The 21,873-nt window shown below is 58.4% G+C and carries 21 protein-coding genes; 5 read left to right on the forward strand and 16 right to left on the reverse strand.

All coding sequences use genetic code 11. From position 1 onward, the window contains the following. The first annotated feature begins 156 nt into the window (after nucleotides 1-156). Nucleotides 157-1,239 (forward strand): 23S rRNA (cytidine(2498)-2'-O)-methyltransferase RlmM, encoded by a 1,083-nt coding sequence (gene rlmM / locus IE123_RS13575; RefSeq protein ID WP_189519189.1) that lies wholly within the window; start codon nucleotides 157-159, stop codon nucleotides 1,237-1,239. A gap of 47 nt (nucleotides 1,240-1,286) precedes the next feature. Further along, nucleotides 1,287-1,544 (forward strand): sulfurtransferase TusA, encoded by a 258-nt coding sequence (gene tusA, locus IE123_RS13580; RefSeq protein WP_229819775.1) that lies wholly within the window; start codon nucleotides 1,287-1,289, stop codon nucleotides 1,542-1,544. Here tusA and IE123_RS13585 read toward each other — a convergent pair. Together IE123_RS13585 and IE123_RS13590 are read right to left on the reverse strand one after the other, a co-directional pair. Next, complete coding sequence (locus tag IE123_RS13585) at nucleotides 1,541-2,233, reverse strand: hypothetical protein (RefSeq protein ID WP_189519198.1); 693 nt, start codon at nucleotides 2,231-2,233, stop codon at nucleotides 1,541-1,543. The genes tusA and IE123_RS13585 overlap by 4 nt on opposite strands. 185 nt (nucleotides 2,234-2,418) lie before the next feature. Continuing rightward, the gene (locus tag IE123_RS13590; protein ID WP_189519795.1) at nucleotides 2,419-3,795 is read right to left on the reverse strand and encodes an MATE family efflux transporter; all 1,377 of its coding nucleotides are present in this window, start codon (nucleotides 3,793-3,795) and stop codon (nucleotides 2,419-2,421) included. A gap of 149 nt (nucleotides 3,796-3,944) precedes the next feature. Here IE123_RS13590 and IE123_RS13595 point away from each other — a divergent pair, with 149 nt between their 5' ends. After that, a complete protein-coding gene (locus IE123_RS13595; protein ID WP_229819776.1) occupies nucleotides 3,945-4,526 on the forward strand; it encodes an elongation factor P hydroxylase in 582 nt (193 codons plus the stop codon). 18 nt (nucleotides 4,527-4,544) lie between these two features. On the opposite strand, the gene IE123_RS13600 is transcribed toward IE123_RS13595, so the two are convergent. Both IE123_RS13600 and IE123_RS13605 read right to left on the reverse strand, forming a co-directional pair. Continuing rightward, the gene (locus IE123_RS13600; RefSeq protein ID WP_189519200.1) at nucleotides 4,545-5,075 is read right to left on the reverse strand and encodes a hypothetical protein; all 531 of its coding nucleotides are present in this window, start codon (nucleotides 5,073-5,075) and stop codon (nucleotides 4,545-4,547) included. 22 nt (nucleotides 5,076-5,097) lie between these two features. Beyond that, entirely contained in the window at nucleotides 5,098-5,931 is an 834-nt protein-coding gene (locus IE123_RS13605) for a TatD family hydrolase (RefSeq protein WP_189519202.1), read from the reverse strand. 141 nt (nucleotides 5,932-6,072) lie between these two features. Here IE123_RS13605 and IE123_RS13610 point away from each other — a divergent pair, with 141 nt between their 5' ends. Next, nucleotides 6,073-7,986, forward strand: coding sequence for an ATP-binding cassette domain-containing protein (locus IE123_RS13610; protein ID WP_189519203.1), 1,914 nt, complete (start codon nucleotides 6,073-6,075; stop codon nucleotides 7,984-7,986). Nucleotides 7,987-8,077: 91 nt separating this feature from the next. On the opposite strand, the gene IE123_RS13615 is transcribed toward IE123_RS13610, so the two are convergent. The 6 genes from IE123_RS13615 to leuS form a co-directional block, all read right to left on the reverse strand. Further along, nucleotides 8,078-8,536, reverse strand: a complete 459-nt coding sequence (locus tag IE123_RS13615; protein ID WP_189519204.1) for a universal stress protein — start codon at nucleotides 8,534-8,536, stop codon at nucleotides 8,078-8,080. A gap of 144 nt (nucleotides 8,537-8,680) precedes the next feature. Continuing rightward, the gene (gene slyA, locus IE123_RS13620; protein WP_189519205.1) at nucleotides 8,681-9,133 is read right to left on the reverse strand and encodes a transcriptional regulator SlyA; all 453 of its coding nucleotides are present in this window, start codon (nucleotides 9,131-9,133) and stop codon (nucleotides 8,681-8,683) included. Nucleotides 9,134-9,222: 89 nt separating this feature from the next. After that, nucleotides 9,223-10,326: a DUF5924 family protein gene (locus IE123_RS13625; RefSeq protein ID WP_189519206.1), complete on the reverse strand. Its 1,104-nt coding sequence runs from the start codon at nucleotides 10,324-10,326 to the stop codon at nucleotides 9,223-9,225. A 5-nt stretch (nucleotides 10,327-10,331) separates the two neighbouring features. Next, complete coding sequence (holA, locus tag IE123_RS13630; protein ID WP_189519207.1) at nucleotides 10,332-11,405, reverse strand: DNA polymerase III subunit delta; 1,074 nt, start codon at nucleotides 11,403-11,405, stop codon at nucleotides 10,332-10,334. Between the two features lie 13 nt (nucleotides 11,406-11,418). Further along, the gene (locus tag IE123_RS13635) at nucleotides 11,419-11,964 is read right to left on the reverse strand and encodes an LPS-assembly lipoprotein LptE (RefSeq protein WP_189519208.1); all 546 of its coding nucleotides are present in this window, start codon (nucleotides 11,962-11,964) and stop codon (nucleotides 11,419-11,421) included. An 89-nt stretch (nucleotides 11,965-12,053) separates the two neighbouring features. Continuing rightward, complete coding sequence (leuS, locus tag IE123_RS13640; RefSeq protein ID WP_189519210.1) at nucleotides 12,054-14,645, reverse strand: leucine--tRNA ligase; 2,592 nt, start codon at nucleotides 14,643-14,645, stop codon at nucleotides 12,054-12,056. A 260-nt stretch (nucleotides 14,646-14,905) separates the two neighbouring features. On the opposite strand from leuS, the gene IE123_RS13645 reads away from it, so the two are divergent. Then, entirely contained in the window at nucleotides 14,906-15,496 is a 591-nt protein-coding gene (locus IE123_RS13645) for a zinc ribbon-containing protein (protein WP_189519211.1), read from the forward strand. Between the two features lie 4 nt (nucleotides 15,497-15,500). On the opposite strand, the gene IE123_RS13650 is transcribed toward IE123_RS13645, so the two are convergent. The 6 genes from IE123_RS13650 to IE123_RS13675 all read right to left on the reverse strand — a co-directional run bounded on the left by IE123_RS13650 (nucleotide 15,501) and on the right by IE123_RS13675 (nucleotide 21,850). Beyond that, nucleotides 15,501-16,910, reverse strand: coding sequence for an MFS transporter (locus IE123_RS13650; RefSeq protein WP_189519213.1), 1,410 nt, complete (start codon nucleotides 16,908-16,910; stop codon nucleotides 15,501-15,503). A 145-nt stretch (nucleotides 16,911-17,055) separates the two neighbouring features. After that, nucleotides 17,056-17,799, reverse strand: coding sequence for a YdcF family protein (locus IE123_RS13655; RefSeq protein ID WP_189519216.1), 744 nt, complete (start codon nucleotides 17,797-17,799; stop codon nucleotides 17,056-17,058). Between the two features lie 29 nt (nucleotides 17,800-17,828). Next, nucleotides 17,829-19,316, reverse strand: coding sequence for an apolipoprotein N-acyltransferase (gene lnt, locus IE123_RS13660; protein ID WP_189519218.1), 1,488 nt, complete (start codon nucleotides 19,314-19,316; stop codon nucleotides 17,829-17,831). Between the two features lie 94 nt (nucleotides 19,317-19,410). After that, complete coding sequence (locus IE123_RS13665) at nucleotides 19,411-20,304, reverse strand: CorC family transporter (protein ID WP_189519220.1); 894 nt, start codon at nucleotides 20,302-20,304, stop codon at nucleotides 19,411-19,413. After that, entirely contained in the window at nucleotides 20,301-20,828 is a 528-nt protein-coding gene (gene ybeY / locus IE123_RS13670; protein WP_189519222.1) for an rRNA maturation RNase YbeY, read from the reverse strand. The genes IE123_RS13665 and ybeY overlap by 4 nt, the downstream gene beginning before the upstream one ends. Then, the gene (locus IE123_RS13675; RefSeq protein WP_373295805.1) at nucleotides 20,825-21,850 is read right to left on the reverse strand and encodes a PhoH family protein; all 1,026 of its coding nucleotides are present in this window, start codon (nucleotides 21,848-21,850) and stop codon (nucleotides 20,825-20,827) included. Before IE123_RS13675 ends, ybeY begins: the two co-directional genes overlap by 4 nt. Nucleotides 21,851-21,873: the final 23 nt, after the last annotated feature.

Here is a 21,873-nt window from a genome sequence, read left to right on the forward strand (position 1 = left end):
GGGGTTCCTTTATGTGCGCCACCGACAGCGGCGGCGCAGCCCGGCCCGCCCGGCGGTCACTGACGTGACCGCCGGGCAGGGGCCTCAGCACTCATTGACTGCTGACCATGTACAATACGTATTTCCATGCATTGCCTTTCCGGGACAACATCCTATATGTCTGCAAACGCCAATCGTGTTGCCAGCGAAATACTGCTTTATTGCCGCGCCGGCTTTGAGGCGGATCTTGCTGCGGAAATAGCGGCCAAAGCTGCTGGGTTTGGCGCTAATGGCTATCCGATTGCCTCCGCAAACTCGGGATTTGTGCGCTACGTAATGGCCGATAATCAGCCTGTACATACGCTTCAGAGGCAGCTTTCCTTTGAGACGCTGGTGTTTGCAAGGCAAACCCTGGTCGCTTTCTCGCCACTTTCCAATCTGGATCGTGAAGACCGGATATCGCCTGTCATGGCATTGATTCGCGAAAGTGGCTGGAGCTTTGAACGTATCTGTCAGGAAATACCGGATACCAATGATGGCAAGGCGTTAACAGGGCTTGGCAAATCAATTCAAAAGGCAGTCGAAAGCGCCAGTCGTAAATGTGGCGCACTGCGCCGCAAGGCCGGCAAGCGATGGCTGCATCTTTTCTGGACAGCCGGTGATCAGGTGCAGGTCGCCATCAGTTTTCCGGGCAATCGCAGTGAATACCCCAATGGTATTCGCCACCTCCGTTTTCCTCATGATGCGCCCAGTCGCTCGACACTCAAGCTTGAAGAGGCCTGGCATACTTTTATTGCGCCGTCGCAATGGGATGAAGTGCTTGGCGAAAACATGTGGGCAGCCGATCTGGGCGCTGCTCCCGGTGGCTGGACCTGGCAACTCGTCAAGCGTGGCATGAGCGTATATGCCATCGACAACGGTCCCATGCAGGCCTCGCTTTTAAAAACCGGGCAGGTGGAGCATCTGCGTGAAGATGCCTATGCCTGGCAGCCCCCGCATACGCTGGACTGGCTGGTATGCGATATGGTCGATCAACCCATCAGGGTAGCCAAACTCATGGGCACATGGATCGAAAATGGCTGGACAAGACGCGCCATTTTCAACCTCAAGCTGCCTATGAAGCAGCGCTGGCATGAGGTTGAGCATTGTCTTGAGCTGTTGCATCAGTGCGTGGAAAAGGCCGGGTTCAAAGCGCATATCAGATGCCGTCATCTTTATCATGATCGGGAAGAAGTCACCGTTCATGTTGCTATTATTTGATACACGGTTCTTTAATGCATAGTCAGATAACGATGCAGGAGAAGGTAGTGTCCAGGCAACCTGAAAGCCACGAAACCCTTGATACGTCCGGGCTTTACTGCCCCGAGCCCATCATGATGATGCACAACCGCGTTCGGGAAATGGCACCGGGTCAGGTGCTTGAAATTATTGCAACAGACCCGGCCACCACACGCGATGTTCCCAAATTCTGTACCTTTCTCGGTCATGAGCTGATTGAGCAGCAAGAAGAAGCGGGGACGTGGCGCTACTATATCCGTCTGGCCGCTTCTGATCAGCAGGATTAGTTCTCGATGACCATCATGACGGACAGCGCCTCGAGCGTAGCGGGATCCTGACTGCGAATACGATTGGCGATCTGGCGCTGAAACAGGTAAAGCGATTCGTGTCGGCTGTGGCCTGCATAAAGACAGTCATCGCCGGGCAGAATCGGTTCCTGACAAACCTGATCTTCATCCTGTAGCAGCGCTTCGATGTTGCCGTCACTATAAAGATGCCATCCATGTACCAGCTTCAGTTGCCAGCTGTCATCGTGGGCATGGCACAGGGCATGGGTACCCTGGGTATCGGGCAGGTGCTGAAGTACGCAGGGTTCATCGTCATGTTCATATTCGAAATACGCTGCGGCATGCTCGAGTTCGACCACCTTATGGAGCGGTGGGGAATCCATGATCATATCCGATTCGGGATCGCGATAACCCACGAAGCATCCCTGATCCGGGTCTTCCAGCGTATGACAGGGCGTTAAACAATCCAGCCAGGGGACGAGACCGACAACGTGACCGTCCTCCTGTAGCCCCCATGCCAATACCGGCATGCCATAGAGTGATTGGGTATCACTTGCCAGTCGATACAGCATTTCAAGGCCATCAAGCTCGGGTGCCAGGCGCACAATACGATGCCTTTTGCGCCGCTGCTGACGTACCGTGTCCAGATCGATAACCTTCATACGATGGTGCGTCGACATCGTGTTCATTGCTTGCCCCTCCGGTTATCTGTCCGGTATATCCCTTATCCTTGCTCAGGCTGGCGACCTGGTTATCAGGACGCGTGCTGCAGGTGCCTTTTAACTATTAGCACACCTGCAGTAATGAATGTCATACCATAAGTGATACTTTCATGGCAGTTCGTCAAAAACAATCCTGGGGCACGCCCATGGCGCTATGCGTTGTCCACTGCTCTTTTGTGCTGCTTCGCCGTATGATGCAGTCGAAGCCCAAGCAGAATGGAAGCCACGCTGAGACCGGCAATCAGCCCCAGCCAGTAGCCATATACTCCCCAGCCCGAAAAGACGGCCGGTATTCCACCTCCCAGCAGATGCCCGCCTCCCATGCCAACGATCCAGTAGGACGCCAGAGTAATGAGCATGATAATGCGCGTGTCCTTGTAGCCTCGCAGGGCACCCGCCATGCTCACTTGAAGGGCGTCGGAAATCTGATAGATGGCAGCCAGCAGGATCAGATTGGCAGCAAGCGCACGTACAGCCATATTGCTGGAGTAAAGAGCAACGATGGGATGCGCGGCTAAAATCAGCACGACGTCGATAAGAAGGGCTGCCATCAGGGCCATGCTCACGCCATTCCAGGCAATAAAGCGTGCTCGTTGGCTATCTCCCTGGCCCAGGGTATTACCCACGCGCACGGTAAGCGCCATGCCCAATGACAGCGGAAGCATAAACAGCAGCGAGGTAAAGTTGAGTGCGACCTGATGCGCTGCGACCACGATTTCGCCAAGGCTTGCCACAAAAAGCGCGATCAGCGCAAAAAGGGTCACCTCGGTAAAAATGGCCACGCCAATTGGCAGGCCTATTCGCAAAAGCTCAGCACTTAGTTGCAGATTGGGCCGACTAAATCCCTGCCATAGCTGGATGGGTGCGTATATCCGCGCGCGACGGGTATAAAAGGCCATGCAAGTGCACATGACCCACATGGCAATGGCCGTGGCAATGCCACATCCGGTAGCTCCCAGGGCCGGCATTGACTCAAGCAGGGGAATGGATATACCGGTCAGGGAGGTAACGCCTGCACCGCCGAAAATCAGCAGGTAATTACAGGGAATATTGACTGCCAGACCAATCAGACTGATCCAGAGTGCCGGTCGCGTATGGTTAACGCCGTCAGAAAACGCCCGCAAGGCCTGATATAACGCAACAGCTGGCATGCCAAAAGCCACGGCGTGCAGATACTGCGTTGATGTTGTGGCTACTGCCTCGGGTACTGACATATACGTAAATATGGGCTCTGCTGTCAGCCAGATCAGCAGGCATGCCGTCATGCCCAGCAAAAGGGCGATCCAGAGCGCCTGATGCACCGAGGGCCGAATGGCATTTTGCTGCCGGGCGCCCATGTGCTGAGCAACGATAGGCGTCAATCCCATTAGCGTGCCTGTCATGAACAGCATCAAGGGCACCCAGAGACTGGCACCGACTGACACGGCGGCTAGGTCCGTAGCGCTGGAGTGACCGGACATCATGACGTCAACGGTGCTCATGGCAGCCTGCGCCAGCTGGGCACCAAGGATGGGGAGTGCCAGCCGCATCAGGGCAGAGGTTTCAAGGCGACAGGCAGTAAGATCGATACGCAACAAGGCCGGCTCCAGCCAGAGGAAAGCGCTATTGTAGCAAAGCGCTCACATTCTGAGTCTCATGATAAAGTGGCGCGCCGAAAGCATATCTGCAGGAGAAACACGTGACGTCTCAGCAAGAGGAACAGTGCCAGCTCGAGCAACTGATGGCGCTTTTCAATCAGGTCTTCTCGTCACGCTACCAGACCCTTCTGGTACGCGGTGACGACGAACCCATCTATCTACCTGCCGATGAACATAACGCTTATCATCGCGTGGTCTTTGCCCATGGCTACTTCGCCAGTGCGCTGCATGAGGTCAGTCACTGGTGCATTGCCGGGGCTCGGCGGCGTCTTCTGGAAGATTACGGCTACTGGTATATGCCCGACGGCCGCGATGATAGCGCTCAGGAGGCCTTTGAAGCTGCAGAGATCGCTCCTCAGGCAATCGAGAAAATACTGACTCTGGCCTGTGGTCGGCGTTTCAACGTCAGCGTGGACAATCTTGAAGGCAGTGCAGAGGTGGATCGCGACGCCTTTGCCGCCAGAGTGGAAGCAAAGCGACAGCACTATCTGATCCACGGACTGCCGACACGGGCGGAAGCCTTTCGCCAGTCGTTGAAAGCGCTTTTCAGTGAAGGGCAATCGCCCGAGCAGGCAGCTCGCTGCGCGGGCGAATGGCTTGATCAGCAGATGGCGGTGTGCTGATCCAGGCGCGAGAGTAACTCAGTCAGCGAGCATGTCATCTTCCATCCAGCGGACATGCAGTTTAAGCAGTGTTTCCAGATCATGCTCGGCGCGCCCTGGCTCAAGGCCCATCTCGTTGAACATCTCGCTGCGCTGCTGGTACCACTCATCGCGGTCACTGTAGAGCGTGCCTGCATCCGTGATCGTCACGAACGTGCTACCGGCCAGCGCCTCGAAGATACGAGACAGGGCTGCTTCATCTTCATCAGGGTTTGCACTGTAGAGGGTGCTGCCGTGATGGTCGGCTTCCAGCTCGCGTACCACATCGCTCACACTCACCCCCATTGTGAGCAGTTCATCGGCGTGATAATCGCCCAGACTGGCCGCCTCATCTTCCAGCCACGCCTCGTCAGGCTGGATCAGCGTATGCTTGATCTGACCATCCGGCAGTGACCAGGCAATGGCGACCGGCACATTACCTTCGCCGCTTTCCAGTGCGATGAAACCGGGAAGCGTCAGACCCTCACCAGAAGAGGGATCATTGGAAGAGAAATCATATTCGTCCTGCATATGCATGGTGTCCTGAAAATGGTTAGAGCGGATCGGGGATAGCGAAAAAACGCTGCGCATTGGCCGTTGTTTCACGCGCAATAACAGCCTCGCTGACACCTCGACAAGTGGCAATTTCCCGGGCAATCCAAGGCAGCAGGGCCGGCTCATGGCGTCTGCCCTTGAGTTTTGCCGGCAGGTTGCGCGGTAACAGGTAGGGGCAATCGGTTTCGATCATCAGGCGATTGGCAGGGATGTCGCTCACCAGTTCGCGCAGATGCTCACCCCGACGTTCGTCGCACAGCCAGCCTGTCTGCCCGATATAAAGATCCATGTCCAGATAGCCATAAAGCGTGTGTCTGTCACCCGTAAAGCAGTGAATGACCGCCGGCCCGATGTCATCGCGCCACTGTTTGAGCATGTCCAGCATGTCACCGCCGGCCTCACGCTCATGCAGAAACAGGGGCTTTTTCGTTCGCGCGGCCATTTCAAGATGGGCCTCGAAGGCACGACGCTGATCAGCAGGCGATGAAAAATCGCGATGATAGTCCAGTCCACATTCTCCCACGGCCAGTACGCGTGGATGATCAAGATAGCCTTCGATAAAGCGCTGCAGTGAGCTGTCGAATTCGCCAGCGTGATGCGGGTGTAGCCCGGCGGTCGCATAAAGTGCCACGGGGTTCTCGCGCTGGGTCAGTTCAGCGGCGGCTTCAATGCTGGCGCGATCCGTCCCGGTGAGTACCATTGCTGCCACGTTGGCCCGGGCAGCGCGTTCGAGCACGGCGTCCAGATCGTTTTGAAAGCTTTCATGTGTCAGGTTGGCCCCAATATCGATCAGGGGGTCCGGCGATTGAAAGCACAGGGCGTCAGGCAGCATGCCATCTCCGTGGGTCATGAGGTGTTCGGCGGCCATTGTAGGACAGCGGGTCCATTGGTGTCCCATCGCGTGGCAGTCAGAACCCGAATGCATGAGGTACAATGATGCCTTCGGAAACGCTTTCACTAATTGCAGAGCTCCATGACGCTTTTACGACTGGAACAGCTTCAACTGGCCTATGGCACTCATGTGCTGCTCGACGGTGCCGACCTCGTGCTGGAAAAGGGTGAGCGCCTGGCCCTGGTAGGGCGCAACGGCACCGGCAAGTCCACCCTGATGTCCCTGATCGAGGGGCGTGCATTGCCCGATGGCGGCAATATCTGGCGCATGCCGGGGCTTCGCATCGGCACGCTGCTACAGCATCTACCCCCGGCAGAAGGGCGCACCATTTTCGATGTGGTCGCCGAGGGACTGCCCGAAACCGGTGAACTTCTCAGCCAGTATCAGCATCTGATCGATTCTGCCGATCCGGACATGAATCGTCTGGCTACGCTGCAGACGGCCATCGAAGCACGGGATGGCTGGTCGTATCATCAGCGCATCGATACCGTGTTGACTCGTTTGGGGCTGCCAGCCACCACCATGATGGAAGGACTTTCAGGTGGCTGGCGGCGGCGTGTGGCACTGGCGCGTGCACTGGTGGTTGATCCCGACGTTCTGCTACTGGATGAGCCGACCAACCACCTGGATCTGGATACCATCAGCTGGCTGGAAGATCAGCTTTTACAGTTCAACGGCTCGGTACTGTTCATTACCCATGACCGCGCCTTTTTGAAGCGCCTGGCCACTGGCACTCTGGAGCTTGATCGCGGTCGTCTCGGACGCTATCCGGGAGATTATGAGAAGTATCAGGCCCAGAAACAGCATGAGCTTGAGGTCGAATCGCGAGAACGAGAGGAGTTCGACAAGAAACTGGCCGCAGAAGAACGCTGGATCCGTCAGGGGGTCAAGGCACGCCGCACCCGTAATGAAGGACGCGTCCGTGCCCTTGAAAAGCTGCGCGCCGAGCGGGCAGAACGTCGTGAGCGCCAGGGCAATGCCAATATCAACGTCGATAGCGGCGAGCGAAGCGGCAAGCGCGTCGTGGAACTCGAGAATGTCAGCCACAGGTTCGGTCAGGACTGGGTAGTGCGTGACCTGTCCATCGAGATACAGCGCGGCGATCGCATTGGCTTCATTGGACGCAACGGCGCAGGCAAGACAACGCTTTTGAAAATCCTGCTGGGTGAGCTCGAACCCCAGGAAGGCAGCGTTCGTGAAGGCACCAATCTGAAGGTGGCCTACTTTGATCAGCTGCGCGCCGGTCTCGACCTTGACGCTACCGTGCTGGATAACGTGGCCGGCGGGCGTGATCAGGTCACCATTAATGGGCGCGACCGTCATGTCATGAGCTATCTGCAGGATTTCCTGTTTGCACCCGATAGAGCGCGACAGCCTGTCCGGGCCCTGTCCGGTGGGGAAGCCAACCGACTGCTGCTGGCCAAGCTGTTTACCCAGCCGGCCAACGTGCTGGTACTCGATGAGCCGACCAATGATCTGGATGTGGAAACGCTGGAGCTGCTCGAAGAGCTTCTGATCAATTTCGAGGGAACGCTGCTACTGGTCAGCCACGATCGTGCCTTCATGGATAACGTGGTGACCAGCGTACTGGCCTTTGAAGGCGATGGCGTTATTCGCGACTATGTTGGCGGCTATACCGACTGGGTTCGACAGGGTGGCAGGCTGCCCCCGGCACCCGGGGAAATGCGTGAGCGGGCAAAAGATACCGTCGAGAAAACGACGACCAGAGGGACGAGCAAAGAGAAAAGCGCACCTTCAGCGCCTGCCAAAAAGAAGCTCAGCTACAAGCTGCAGCGTGAGCTTGATCAGTTGCCCGGCCAGATTGAACAGCTCGAAGCACGTATTGCCGAGCTGGAAACCACTATTGGCTCGGCCGAGTTTTATCAGCAGGACAGTGCCACCATCAATGCTACCCTGGCCGAGCATGAAAATGCCCAGCAGGCGCTGGAGCAGGCCATGGAACGCTGGATGGAGCTTGAAAGTGACAATGGCTAAGCGCTGAGATGAGGTGAAAGGCTGTCGTCCAGCCATGAAAAAAGGGGCCCCGTTAACAGCGGGGCCCCTTTTTTATCAGCACCAGCGGTGATTATTCGGTGGCTTCACCTTCGGCACCCACACGCACGGCCAGCACATCACATTTGGCGCCATGCAATACCCCGGTAGACGTGGAGCCCAGCAGCAGTGCAAAGCCGGTTCTGCCGTGAGATCCGACCACGATCAGATCCACCTTGCGTTCGGCGGCAAAGCGATGAATTTCAGCGTCGGGCATACCCACGACAACATGCTGATCCTCGCGCGGGATACCATGAGCGTCCGCAATTTCTGCCAGACGATCCCTGGCATGACCATCAAGCTGATCCTGAATACTGGTAAGGTCCATTGGGATATCGCCCCCGTAGGCAAATCCCAGCGGCTCAAGCGTATGAATGATGGAGACCCGTGCATTCTGGTTTCGCCTTGCGATACGAATGGCACGCGCCAGCACTAGGCCCGAATCACGTGTCAGATCAACGGCTACCAGTACGTGCTGATAGTGTTCGCTCATGTCCCTGTTCTCCCATCAATTGATCCGAGGCGAGTGGCCGTGTGATATAGCCAGTCGGGATGCCCTGTCAGCGGCAATGAGCCTAATTTAGCCGCTGAAGGGAAGGGAGGGAAGAGGTGACAATATCGGAAAGGAAAAACCGGTTCAGGGGGACGGTTCGCTGTCGCGCAGCGACAGCTCATGGCTACCGTTGCTTTCAATCAGCGTCAGAATACGCTCGAACTGCTCAAGGTCTTCCTCGCTGATATCCCTGAGCATGTCGCCACGGGCATCGTTGACCGCCTTTTCAATCTCTTCAAGCAGCGGGGTTGCCTGCGTGGTGAGATATACCAGCTTGGTGCGGCGATCTTCCTCGCTGGCACGGCGCTCGATCAGCCCCTGCTGACTCAGTTGATCAAGCGTACGCACCAGGGAAGGCGCTTCAACGCCGATGGTACGTGCCAGATCACACTGGGCCTGGCCGTCTCCATAGCGCCATAGATGGTAAAGCGTGACCCAGCGCGTATGCGTCATGCCCAGCGGCGCCAGTCGTTTATCAATAACGGCGCGCCACAGGCGCGGTACACGCGAAACCTTGAGGCAGAGAGATTCGTGCATGTTGTCCGTAGGTCATGATTGATCGGGCGCCGATTCTTGCGAATTATTGCGCACCGATACAAGTTAACTTTTGTCCGAGAGGGCAGACATCAATCCTTTTGATATCTGCGCAACCAGCCGATGCCTGGTGTCCTTTCAAGATGGCCATCGGCCTTGCGGGCCTGGTCGATATCGTCGACAACGTTAAAGCGTATCACGCCCAGACGCTGCCCGGCATCTGTTACGACATCCACCTGCCAGTCACCCGTCACATCAGCGCCAAAATGTTGCTTGCGTGACCAGGCACGGTAGCCTCGACCCCGGCCGCCCTGAATGGTCAGATCGATCTCGTCGACCACCCGACCTTCATGACGCCACACATGGCGGATATGCTCGTTGAGCCCCAGCGGTGCATGTATGGCCGTAAAGGCATAAAGCCCCTGGGCGCGAAGAGCGTCAGGCGTCAGCGCCATGCTGCCGCGAGGCGCTCGAGCGCCGGGATCAAACTTCGGCGAAAGGGCACTGGCCTCGATCCAGAGCGTGGCTGGCGGAATAAAGCTGCGAAGGGCCCAGGCGCCGCCACTGATACTTATCGCCAGTACGATCAGCGCCAGCCATCGCCAGGCCCTGTCCGGGCGCAGGATGCTGATCAGACTGGGCAGCGCGACCATGGGAAAGACAATGGCGGCCAGCAGCAGGCTTGTACCGGTGGAAAGACGAAGCAGCAGCGGGCCGACCACCAGCAGCACGGCAAACACGCACAGGGCGTGATAACTGAAATAGAGCCATCGGCGTTTTTCGGCAATGCGAAAATAGAGCGGATCAACAATGGAAATAATCGCGCAGGCGACCAGAAGCCCCGTAAAAATGGCCTGGCCGCTGTCCCATACGGTGGTGATCAGGAAAAAGGGCAGGCAAAAGAACAGGGTTTCCTGATGGGTCAGCTGGGCACAAAAGGTTGCCAGCAGCCGTGGCAGGGAAGAGTGCTCACGATGACGATGCCACCAGCTCCAGAGGCTTTCAAGCGATAGCAGAAGCCAGGTGAGCATCAGGGCCAGTGCCAGCCATGCACCGAGACTCTGCTGACGACTGATCAGGAAAAAACTGAAAATGCCGCTGCCAAAGCTGATCAGCGGCCATAGCCAGTAGTAGCGGCGCAGCCAGTGATAGAGCCGCTCAAGGCGTGCAGGAACAAGATTGGATACGCTTGCCATGGGAGCTATACGCGTCCGGGCAGGGTGATGCGGTAGCTATCGGGCATCTCTGCCAGCATGCCCCGGCCTCCGGCCAGCGTCAGTGCAAGGTCGGCAAGACTTGCCCATGTGGGCAATGGCGCCGTGCCCTTGATGGCCTGGTCAATACGCTGTGACAGCAGCAACAGCTTGTGCAGACGCTTCAGAGGAAGCCTCTTCAGAGCCTGCTGATACTGGGGCCGTCGTTTTTCCGGAATCATGGGTCTTTGTGCCTTGCAGGCATGTTCAAGGCTCTGGCCCTGATCCATGTGTTGCCGAACGGAGAGCAGCGTGCGCAGCTCACGAGTCAGTGCCCACAACACCACGGGCGCCTCGATGCCTTCTTCTCTCAGTCCTGACACGATTCTTACTGCTCGGTCACGCTCACCGCGCAGGCAGGCATCCGTCAGGTTGAAGACATCAAAGCGGGCACTGTCTTCTGTATCGGCAGCCACGGCCTGTGCATTGAGCCGCGCCCCGGCCGGGTGTACCAGCGCCAGTCGAATCAGCGCCTGATCTGCAGCCAGCAGGTTGCCTTCGGTACGCTCGGCCAGAAGCCTTGCGGCTTCCTGATCAAGTTCCAGCCCATGACGCCCGGCACGATCGCGGACCCAGAAGTGCAGGCGCTGATGATCAACGGGCCATACCGGAACATGTACCCCCTTGCTTTCGAGCGTCTTGAACCATTTGCTTTGCAACAGGCGCCGTTCCATGCGTCCGGCGCTGATCAACAGGATATCGCTGCTGTCATCGGCCTGCTGCGCGTAGGCTTCCAGTGCGCGTGCGCCTTCCTGTCCCGGTGACTGGGAGCCCAGACGCAGCTCTATCAGTCTGGATGTGGCAAACAATGACAGGCTGTTGGCGCTTTCCATCAGCTGATGCCAGCCGAATCCCTGCTCTACCTGCAGAATCTCGCGCTCCTCGATACCCGATTCACGCGCGCGGCTTCGTATCGCATCGCAGGCCTCCATATGCAGCAGCGGCTCTTCACCGGCCACGATATAAATGGGCGCGAGCTTGCGGGCGAGCTGCTCGGACAGCTTGTCAGGGTATACCCTCATTCAGGCCGGTCCTTCAGGATGATGGCGCAGCCGAAGAGGGCTGAACCGTCCTGGTGCTATCGGGCTGAAAGGTCTGCAGCCGATCGATCAGGCGGCGTGCAGCATTCTGATACAGCTGGCTTTTCAGCGCCTCTCGCGCATCGTCGCGCGTCAGCAACTGATCACTGCTGGTATAGAAGGTCCCCGATACGACCACTTCTTCCTGACTGGCCAGATAGGCGCCGTCGGCGACACGTTGCAACGACCAGGGCACGGTCAGGGTCAGCTGACGCTCTTGGGTGCCCGCATCACCGTAGGTCAGCTCCCGCTCGCGAAACGCTTCCGAGCTCAGGTTGAGGCGCAGGGGCGCCTGATCGTTGAGGGTCACGCCAGCGCTATTAAGCTCCTGGGTGATCTCGCGGGTCAGTTCGCTGGTCGGACCGCCGGCACTTTCCAGCGCCAGTTCACCGAGCGTGAGGGTGCTGCCGGGGCCGGTACCGCGAAGCTGAAAACCACAGCCTGCCAGCATCAATACAAGGCCTGCACCTGCCAGGCCTGCAAGAAACGCGCGTCTTTTCACCTTGAACTCCTTGTGCGCCATGACGACAGCGCAGGGGGTTATCCTGTTTTCCCGCCAGCCCCTGGCGGGAGCCTTCTGGAAGGTTCGCCTCAGCCGACCACAATATTGATCAATTTACCGGGCACCACGATTACCTTGCGCACGCTTTTGCCCTCAATATGACGCTGCACGTTGGCATCCGCCATGGCGGCCTGCTCGATGTCATCACGCTCGGCGTTGCTTGGCATACTGATGCGCCCCCGCAGCTTGCCATTGACCTGTACGGCAAGCTCGACGCTGTCGCGCGTGAGCGCCTGATCATCGGCCTGCGGCCAGCCGGCATCAATGACAGGCGTTTCATGTCCCAGATGCTGCCAGAGGGCATGCATGGCGTGCGGTGTGATGGGGGCAAGCAGCAGGACACAGGCTTCCAGCGCTTCACGAACCACGGCCAGCCCCTGTGGGCTTGTGTCGTCAAAGCGCGAGACAGCGTTGGAAAGCTCCATCACAGCGGCAATGGCGGTATTAAACGTAATGCGTCGGCCGATATCATCGCTGGCCTTGGCAATGGTCTCGTGTGTCTTGCGCCGAAGTGTCCGCTGATCGTCATCCAGGGCGCCGGTATCGAGCGACGCCGGTGTACCGGCATCAATATGCTCGACCACCTGCCGCCAGAGCCGTTTGAGGAAGCGATGGGCGCCTTCCACGCCGGAATCGGACCACTCGAGTGACTGTTCGGGCGGGGCAGCAAACATCATGAAAAGGCGTACCGTGTCAGCACCAAAGCGATCGATCATGGACTGCGGATCAACGCCATTGTTTTTCGACTTCGACATCTTCTCGATGCCACCGGGGGTGACCGGCTCGCCGTCGCTGATCAGGCGCGCTGCCAGCGGCCGTCCGCGTTCATCACGATCCACCGTGACTTCCAGCGGGTTGAACCAGTCGCGTCCACCGTTTGGCAATTCGCGATAGTAGGTTTCAGCCACCACCATGCCCTGGGTGAGCAGGCGCTTGAAAGGCTCGTCGCTGTCGACGAGCCCGAAGTCGCGCATCAGCTTGTGGAAAAAGCGCGCATAGAGCAGGTGCAGGATGGCGTGCTCGATCCCGCCAATGTAGATGTCCACCGGCAGCCAGTAATTGGCACGCGCGTCCAGCATGGCTTCCTTGTTGTCGGCGCAGCAAAAACGTGCGTAGTACCAGGAAGATTCCATGAAGGTATCGAAGGTATCGGTTTCGCGCACCCAGCCATCGCCCAGATCATAAAAGGACGCCATCTTTTTCAGCGGTGAACCGGTGGCGTCAAACTCGACTTCCCGGGGCAGTTCGACCGGCAGTTCGTCGTCGGTCAGCGGTACGGTCTGCCCTTCGGGGCCATACTTGACCGGGATCGGCGCGCCCCAGTAGCGCTGGCGGGCGACACCCCAGTCACGCAGACGGAAGTTGGTCCTGACCGTGCCACGGCCTTGCTCTTCGAGTCGGCTGGAAATGGTCGAAAAAGCGGTGTCGAAGTCCAGCCCGTCATACTCACCGGAATTGATCAGCGTGCCATGTTCGGTAAAGGCGCCCTCGGACAGGTCGGGTGTGTTGCCTTCAGCGTTGGCGATCACCGGTACGATCGGCAGGTCGTATTTTGTTGCAAATTCCCAGTCACGCTGGTCATGCCCGGGTACGGCCATGACGGCGCCGGTGCCGTACTCCATGAGGACAAAGTTGGCCACGAAGATGGGCAGGCGATCGCCGCTGATGGGGTGCACCGCTTCAAAGCCGGTGGCCAGCCCCTTTTTCTCCATGGTCGCCATGTCGGCCTCCGAAGTACCGCCTTGGCGACACTCCTGACGAAAGGCCGTCATGCCTTCAACATTTGCACTTGCCGCCTCGGCCAGCGGGTGATCCGCGGCCACGGCCAGATAGGTGACGCCCATCAGGGTATCCGGACGGGTCGTGAACACCGTCAGCTTCTCGCTGTTCGCCGGCAGGTCAGGGCCGTCGTCTGCCACATCAAAGCTCAGTTCGAGACCGCGCGACTTGCCGATCCAGTTGCGCTGCATGGTCTTGACCTGCTCGGGCCAGTCAACATGCTCAAGATCAGCCAGCAGCTCTTCGGCGTAGTCGGTAATCTTCAAGAACCACAGCGGAATATCGCGACGCTCCACCAGCGCGCCCGAGCGCCAGCCACGACCGTCGATGACCTGTTCGTTGGCAAGGACCGTCTGGTCGACCGGGTCCCAGTTGACCGTGGAGCTTTTCTTGTACACCAGCCCCTTCTCGACCAGGCGTGCAAAAAACCATTGCTCCCAGCGGTAATAGTCGCTGTCGCAGGTCGCAAACTCGCGGTCCCAGTCATAGGCAAATCCCAGTGCCTTGAGCTGATCACGCATGTAGTCAATGTTCTGATACGTCCAGTCACCGGGCGCGACATGATTCTTGATCGCGGCATTTTCAGCCGGCATGCCAAAGGCATCCCAGCCCATCGGCTGCAGAACGTTCTTGCCCTGCATACGCTGAAAACGGGAGACGACGTCCCCGATGGTGTAGTTGCGCACATGCCCCATATGCAGTTTACCGCTGGGGTAGGGAAACATGCACAGGCTGTAATATTTTTCGCGGTTGGCATCTTCAACCGCCTTGAAGCAGCGGTTTTTGTCCCAGAATTGCTGGGCGGCGCGTTCGATTTCGAAGGGGTTGTATTGTGCGTCCATCGTGTTCGTCTTGAAGCCTTGGCGTTGGGCAGCGACGCCCTGAAAATGTGTGCGGGCCGAATGACCGGTAGTCGAGGCAACAGAACCGCGTCATGATGCATGAACACCGTTCTGGACAGCGCGCCCTGAGCCGTCAATGCTTGAAATGACGACATCGATCCGGCCGCTGGTGGTGATCAAGGATACCCGACTCGGCCAGTGACAGGTAGGCCCGAGCCGTGACGTTTATACCATCGGGCGCACACGCAAGGAGCTGGGCCATGACAGAGCATGACAAACCCGCAAGGGACAACGATCCTTCGTCTTCAACCCTTTCAGGGGATACACCCGAGGCCTCCCGCCAGGCGCCTGACGAACACGGCACCGGTCGTTTGTCAGAGGCTTATGAACGCATCGTGGCACGGTTTAATGAGCGCAGCGATTCACTGTCCCGTGAGGGGATGCAGCAGGAGCTTGATGAAGCGTTGAGCTTCGAAGCCGAAGTCGAGGAGTTCACGCGTGATGAGCTGGCCATTCTGCGCGCCTGGGTGGAGCGCGATGTCAGCGATTTTCGACGCTATCTGGTCAGTGGTGGGGAGAGTCTGGCAGGTTTTCTGGGCATTGACCTGAGCATGTTATCCGACCGTTTGCGTCAGGGGCTTTTGTCGGTCGCTGATCGCACTGCGCTTGATCAGCGGCGTTTCGAGGAAGAGCTTGAAGCCGCGCGCGCTGACTATACCGAAGGCGAAGTGGTGGCACCGGGACGCATGGCATGCGTTCACTGTGAGCATCCCGTTATCCTGCACTATCGCCAACTGCTGGAGCCCTGCCACCAGTGTGGCCATCGTTATTTTCAGCGCGCGGGGTACTGATTTTTCAGGACGGCATGGCCGTTGCCTTTGGGTTTGAGACAACGGCCTGGTCATGCCAGCCTGCTTCATCATCATCCAGTGCCCGATGAGCGGATTCCGGCAGGCGCGAACCGCCAATGAAGGCCAGTACCGCGATGGCGATCAGATAGAAGGCGGGGGCCAGCGAGTAGCCGGTGAGATCGATCAGCCATGTGGCGATCAGCGGTGCGGTACCGCCAAAAATGGTATAGGCCACGTTGTAGCACAGCGCCGACGCCGTATAGCGCACCCGGGTAGGGAACTGCTCGGCCATCAGAACCGCCGTTACCACACCACACATGACCGCACCGACTGCCAGCAGTGACGCGCCCAGCATGGCAAGCCACAGCTCACCGCTGCCGGCCAGATAATACGCCGGAAAGACTGCCACCATCAGGGACAGACAGGCACCGCGTATGGTGTTGCGTCGCCCGATCCGATCCGATAGCCGCCCGATGACCGGGCAAAACAGCCCTGCAAAGACCAGCGCCCCCAGGCTGGCCAGCAGGGCAGTCGTGATGGTGGCGTTGCCTGCGACCTGCATATAGGTCACCAGATAGGTCGTGAACATGTAAAACGACAGCGCCGTAGCGGAGATAAAGGCGCTGAGGCAGACAATGGTGGCACCATGCGCCTTCACCGTTTCGCTGACCGTCGCATGCGGCGTCTCGGGCGCCTTTTGCAGCGTTTTGAAGGCGGGCGACTCTTCCAGATGCAGGCGCATGTATAGACCGATCAGGCCCAGCGGTGCTGCGAGCAGAAACGGAATGCGCCAGCCCCAGGCCTGCATGGCGCCCTCCGACATGATGCTGCCCAGCAGCAGGGTCAGCCCGGCCGCCGAAGCAAAGGCCAGGAAGGTAGAGACCGGAATCAGGCTGCCATAGCGCGCCTTTTGATGGGTAGGAGAATGTTCGAGTACATAGGTACAGGCGCCGGCGTACTCGCCACCTGCCGAGAAGCCCTGAATGCAGCGTGCCAGCGCCAGCAGCAGCGGTGCGGCAAATCCGATGGCGCCATAGGTCGGCAGCACCCCGATCAGTGCCGTGGCCCCGGCCATCATGAGGATGGTGATGGCCAGCACCCGCTTGCGCCCGATTCGATCCCCCAGTTTGCCGAAAAATAGGCCGCCGATCGGTCGTAGCGCAAAGGAGACGGCAAATACCGCGAAGGTCTGTAGCAGGGCAAGCGCCGGCTCGCCCGGCGGAAAGAAATGCTGGGCAATGATGATGGCGAGAAAGCCGTAGACGGCAAAATCGAACCATTCCACGAAGTTGCCGATGGCTGACGCAATGATGACCTGATGCATGGCCTTGCGTCTTTCAGGCGACAGGGGGGCCGAGAGCGAAGCGCGGTGGTCGCCGCTGTTTGATGGGCCGACATGATTGTTATTGGACATGATCGCGTTCCTGAACAGAGGATCAACATGGGCAGAATACCTGCCTATTCAGTCTGCCATCAGCCTTGTCGGCCCGCCTCACCAGAGCGCCATCGACATTGTCAGGGGCGACTCCGGGAGGCTTGAGCATTATCGGGAGAGGGGACTAGCGACCAACGATCAGTCCGATATATTCATGCAGTGCCCAGTAGCTGTTACCCAGTGCGGTCATGTCAGGCGAGAAGCTGCGTGGGCCAAAGCCTGCGCGGGCGGTAAACCCGGTGGGTGCGGCCAGTACGGTAAGGCCTTCGTTTTCAAAGGCACGACGAGCACGGGGCATATGCCAGGCGCTGGTCACCAGAATAATGGTATCGATGTTTTCTTCGCGTAGTATTCGGGCGCTATAAAGTGCGTTCTGTTCTGTATTGTGGCTTTGCACTTCCCGCCATTTCACGGGCAGGGCAAAGCTTTCTTCAAAGCGATGCGCCATCAGGTCGGCCTCGGGCAAATGTCGTGTACCACGCCGTCCGCCGCCGCCCGTCATCAATACCGGCAGATCAATCTGGCGCTTGATTCGCGCCCCATCCACCAGCCGCTGCATGGCCATGGGAGTAACGTCATCAAAGCCTTCCAGCTGGGATTGTCCGAAAAGACGCCCGCCGCTGAGAATGACGATGGCCTGCGCCTGCTGCCATTGCTCCTGCGTGGCAATCGGCACTTCGCTTTCCAGCGGATCCATCAGCAGGGTGGCAACGCGTGAGGTTGAGAGCGCCCAGAAAACCAGTACCACGCCGATGCCCAGGCGTCGTCCCCAGCGTCGGCGCCAGTGCCATACGACGACGAGCGCAAACAATAGCGCCACAATAATGATGCCCGGTGGCAGAAGGTACATCTTTACAAGGGTCAGCATGGTCGTGGTCTCTGCCAGGGCATCAAGGATCAATGGGCGTGTGGATCACGCCTGCGAAGGCGCAAGATACCACCGGGAAGCAACATTAACAGTGCCAGGAGCAGCGTCGGCCAGCTTCCCATGCGCGTAAAGGGCGTGAGGCCTTCCATCGGGCGGATGGTGCCGTTGAGAACGGCCGGTTCAAAGCGCGGTGCCTGACGCATGATGTGCCCGTCCGGTGCGACGATGGCCGTCATGCCGTTATTGGTTGCCCGGAGCAGATAGCGGTTATTCTCCAGTGCCCTGAGCTGTGCCATCTGCATGTGCTGCAGGGGACCGATGGAGTGGCCAAACCAGGTATCGTTGGAAATGGTGACCAGGGCGTTGGCCTGTTCGGCGCGCGCGCGCACCAGTTCGGGATAGACGATTTCATAGCAGATGGCGACACCCAGACGCAGACCGTGGGCCTGCAGCGGTGGCTGGTCATCACCGCCGGCACCGATGTTGCCCATCGGAATATTGAAGATCTGCAGCAACCCGCCCAGTAGTGATTCAAGTGGCAGGTACTCGCCAAAGGGCACCAGGTGCGCCTTGCGATATTGCCCCGGCTGCTCGCCCAGCGAAATCATGCTGTTGTAGAACATGCCGTTACGATCTCGCTGCATGATTCCCGTCATCAGGGTGCTATCTGCCGGCAGCGTGGACTGTACACGCTGTAAAAAGGGCATGGCCTGCTGCTCCAGCATGGGCAGCGCGGTTTCCGGCCAAATGACAAGATCACTGTCCAGCGCCTGCTCGCGAGTCAGGCGAAAATAGGTGTTGGCAGCATCACGCTGGCCCTCGGGTGTCCACTTGCTGAGCTGGGCCAGGTCGCCCTGCACCAGCGAGACTGTCACCTCATCGCCTGAAGGGCCGGCCCACTGGGTCGGCAGGGCCAGCGGAATCAACCACACGGCTGCCAGTGGTGCGAGCAGCCACCAGACACGAGCCAGAAGAATTTTTGCCAGCAGAGCGCCGCTCAGGGCCACCGCCAGTGTCACAAGATAGACGCCGCCCAGCGGCGCCAGACTGGCCAGCGGCGACTCAACATGGGCGCTGCCCAGAAAAAGCCAGGGAAAACCGGTAAAGGCCCAGCTGCGAAAGGCTTCACCCAGCACCCAGGCGCCGGCAAAGGCTACAACATCGAGCCTTGAAGCAGCGCAGAGGCGATACAGCAGCGCAGGCAACATCATGAAAAGCGCCATGGCCACGATAAAAAGCACCGTCAGCACGATAGCCAGTGGTCCGCCGGTATTGCCATAGTCATGAATCGACACATAGACCCATGAGGCACCGCTGCCAAACATGCCAGCACCGAACAGCCAGCCACGCCATAACGCCTGACGCAGGCTGGTCTGCTGTAGCACGGCATAAAACACTGCCAGCGCCACGGGGCCAAGCCACCAGAGGCCAAAGGGGGCAAAGGTCAGTGTAGTGAGTGCGCCGGCCAGCAGGGCCAGAAGCGAGCTGACGCCGCGACGCTGTAGAAGGGAGGCCATGCTGCATCCTCTGACAAAAACGGGCAGGCGATCATGCCTGCCCGGGACGGGGTTCACAAGGCAGGGGGCCGTTCAGACCTGCCGAAAAAACGTATCAGTTATCAGGCTGATGGGCATCGGCCGTGGCGGCCCTGGTATCGGTTCTCGCAGCCTGAAGCCAGCGAATGCGGCGGCTGTCGGCATTCATGACCGTAAAGCGCCAGTGATCAAGCTCGGTGGATTCATTGCGTGCCGGCAGATGCCCAAAGCGCTGCATGACCAGACCGCCAACGGTATCAAACTCCTCGTCGGAAAAGCTGGTTTCAAAGCGCTCGTTGAAATCATCAATGGGGGTCAGGGCCTTGACGGCATAGGTGCCGTTGCCCAGATCACGAATATCGTCTTCTTCATCGATATCGTGCTCATCCTCGATATCACCGACGATCTGCTCGAGAATATCCTCGATGGTGATGATGCCGGCCGTGCCACCGTATTCGTCAACGACAATGGCCATGTGATTACGCGTATCGCGAAACTCGCGCAGCAGATTGTTGAGCCGCTTGGATTCAGGGATGAACAGGGCCGGTCTTAATACATCGCGCAGTTTGAAGCGCTGTCGCTCCTCGCTGTCCTGGAGAATGAGCGGCAGCATATCCTTGACCAGCAATACGCCCGCCACCTCATCAAGATTGTCATCAATGACGGGATAGCGTGAATGGGCGGTCTCGCGAATGATGGGCAGGCATTGATCGGGAGAGTGATCGGCCTGAATGGCCACGATCTGGGAGCGGGGCACCATGGCTTCACGTGCCTGCATGGTGCTGATATCAAAGGCCCCTTCAATGATGGTCAGACCATCCTGATCGAGGCTCAATCGCGTGGAAGCTTCCTTGAGAAAGCTGATCAGCTCATCGCGACTGCTGGGCTCTTCGTTATCGCCGGAAAAAGCGCCGATTATTCTGTCAAGCCAGGATCGGGATGGCTGACTTGCCGGTCGGTCATCGCTCATGCGTCGGTTCTCTTCTCCTCGGATACCTGATGGCTGTCATGCCTTGTGTCATCTTCAAAAATAACAGCATAGGGATCAGAAATGCCCAGCGTGGACAGGATGTCCCGCTCGAGCTGTTCCATGGCCTCGGCCTCATCGTCATCGATGTGGTCAAGACCCAATAGATGCAGCGTACCATGCACGATCATGTGGACGAAGTGATCCTCGAGGCGCTTGTGTTGCTCAAGCGCCTCGCGTTCGACCACGTGAGGACTGATCACCAGATCACCCAGCAGGGGAAGGGCAACACCCGGCGGTGCCTCAAAGGGAAAGGAAAGCACGTTGGTCGATTTGTCGCGACCGCGGTAATCATGATTGAGCGTACGGCTTTCTGCTTCACTGGCAAAACGTACCGTCATCTCGCGACGGGACTCTCCCGGAAAATGCTCAAGCACTGTAGTAAACCAGTGCTCGAGTGCCTGTGCTTCGGGAAGTGCGTCAAAGTCGACCGCTACCTGACGGTCGACGTAGACAGCATCGCTCATGAGTGGCGATCCTCTTCGGATTCGTGCGCCTCGTAGGCATCGATGATGCGTGCGACCAGCGGGTGACGAACCACATCCTTGGAGGCAAAACGGGTCATGCTGATGCCGTTGACATCCTTGAGCACGTTGAGCACGTGAATCAGACCTGAATTCGTGCCACGCGGCAGATCGACCTGCGTTACATCGCCGGTAATCACGGCGGTGGAGCCAAAGCCAATACGCGTCAAAAACATCTTCATCTGCTCGCGCGTGGTGTTCTGGCTCTCATCGAGGATGACAAAGGCGTTGTTGAGCGTGCGTCCGCGCATGTAGGCCAGCGGCGCAATCTCGATCACCTGCTTTTCGATCAGCTTGTTGACCTGTTCAAAGCCGAGCATCTCGTAAAGGGCGTCGTACAGCGGACGCAGATAGGGATCGATCTTCTGGGCCAGATCGCCCGGCAAAAATCCGAGTTTTTCGCCGGCTTCAACGGCCGGGCGCACCAGCAGAATGCGGCGCACCTCCTGCTGATTGAGCGCTTCAACCGCGGCGGCAACGGCCAGATAGGTCTTGCCTGTACCGGCAGGACCGATGCCGAAGTTGATGTCATGATTTCGGATGTGTTCAACGTACTGCTGCTGATTCTGCCCGCGGGGCTTGATGACGGCGCGCGGCGTACGCAGGATGACGCCCTCGCGGGGCAGATCGTCTTCTTCATCCTCGGCAATCGATTCAAGGCCCGATTCCTGCAGATAAAGATGCACGATTTCCGGCGACAGGGTCTGCGTCTGGGTTTCGCGGTACAGATGCTCCAGCACGTTGGCAGTGGCCTTGACGCGTGCTGCGTTGCCGGCCAGCTGAAACTCGTTGCCACGATTGCGTACCGTGACTTCAAGGCGCTGCTCGATCAGATGAAGATGTTCATCCTGCTGACCGCTGAGATTGGCCAGCCGCATGGGGTCATTGGGTTCCAGCGACAGCTGAAGAATACGATGCGCGTTGGCGGTTTTCTGGGTCAATGTTAGGTCCGGTCGTTGCGTCATTGGAAGGCAGTCTGAATCTGATC

This window comes from Kushneria pakistanensis (genome assembly GCF_014652795.1).
GTDB classification, from domain to species: Bacteria; Pseudomonadota; Gammaproteobacteria; order Pseudomonadales; family Halomonadaceae; genus Kushneria; species Kushneria pakistanensis.

Bases quoted from the DNA above. Each gene is read 5' to 3' on its own strand.
- rlmM (WP_189519189.1), top strand. From the start codon at position 157: ATGTCTGCAAACGCCAATCGTGTTGCCAGCGAAATACTGCTTTATTGC.
- IE123_RS13585 (WP_189519198.1), bottom strand. From the start codon at position 2,233: ATGAACACGATGTCGACGCACCATCGTATGAAGGTTATCGATCTGGAC.
- IE123_RS13590 (WP_189519795.1), bottom strand. From the start codon at position 3,795: ATGCGGCTGGCACTCCCCATCCTTGGTGCCCAGCTGGCGCAGGCTGCC.
- IE123_RS13600 (WP_189519200.1), bottom strand. From the start codon at position 5,075: ATGCAGGACGAATATGATTTCTCTTCCAATGATCCCTCTTCTGGTGAG.
- IE123_RS13605 (WP_189519202.1), bottom strand. From the start codon at position 5,931: ATGCTGCCTGACGCCCTGTGCTTTCAATCGCCGGACCCCCTGATCGAT.
- IE123_RS13610 (WP_189519203.1), top strand. From the start codon at position 6,073: ATGACGCTTTTACGACTGGAACAGCTTCAACTGGCCTATGGCACTCAT.
- IE123_RS13615 (WP_189519204.1), bottom strand. From the start codon at position 8,536: ATGAGCGAACACTATCAGCACGTACTGGTAGCCGTTGATCTGACACGT.
- slyA (WP_189519205.1), bottom strand. From the start codon at position 9,133: ATGCACGAATCTCTCTGCCTCAAGGTTTCGCGTGTACCGCGCCTGTGG.
- IE123_RS13625 (WP_189519206.1), bottom strand. From the start codon at position 10,326: ATGGCAAGCGTATCCAATCTTGTTCCTGCACGCCTTGAGCGGCTCTAT.
- holA (WP_189519207.1), bottom strand. From the start codon at position 11,405: ATGAGGGTATACCCTGACAAGCTGTCCGAGCAGCTCGCCCGCAAGCTC.
- leuS (WP_189519210.1), bottom strand. From the start codon at position 14,645: ATGGACGCACAATACAACCCCTTCGAAATCGAACGCGCCGCCCAGCAA.
- IE123_RS13645 (WP_189519211.1), top strand. From the start codon at position 14,906: ATGACAGAGCATGACAAACCCGCAAGGGACAACGATCCTTCGTCTTCA.
- IE123_RS13650 (WP_189519213.1), bottom strand. From the start codon at position 16,910: ATGTCCAATAACAATCATGTCGGCCCATCAAACAGCGGCGACCACCGC.
- IE123_RS13655 (WP_189519216.1), bottom strand. From the start codon at position 17,799: ATGCTGACCCTTGTAAAGATGTACCTTCTGCCACCGGGCATCATTATT.
- lnt (WP_189519218.1), bottom strand. From the start codon at position 19,316: ATGGCCTCCCTTCTACAGCGTCGCGGCGTCAGCTCGCTTCTGGCCCTG.
- IE123_RS13665 (WP_189519220.1), bottom strand. From the start codon at position 20,304: ATGAGCGATGACCGACCGGCAAGTCAGCCATCCCGATCCTGGCTTGAC.
- ybeY (WP_189519222.1), bottom strand. From the start codon at position 20,828: ATGAGCGATGCTGTCTACGTCGACCGTCAGGTAGCGGTCGACTTTGAC.
- IE123_RS13675 (WP_373295805.1), bottom strand. From the start codon at position 21,850: ATGACGCAACGACCGGACCTAACATTGACCCAGAAAACCGCCAACGCG.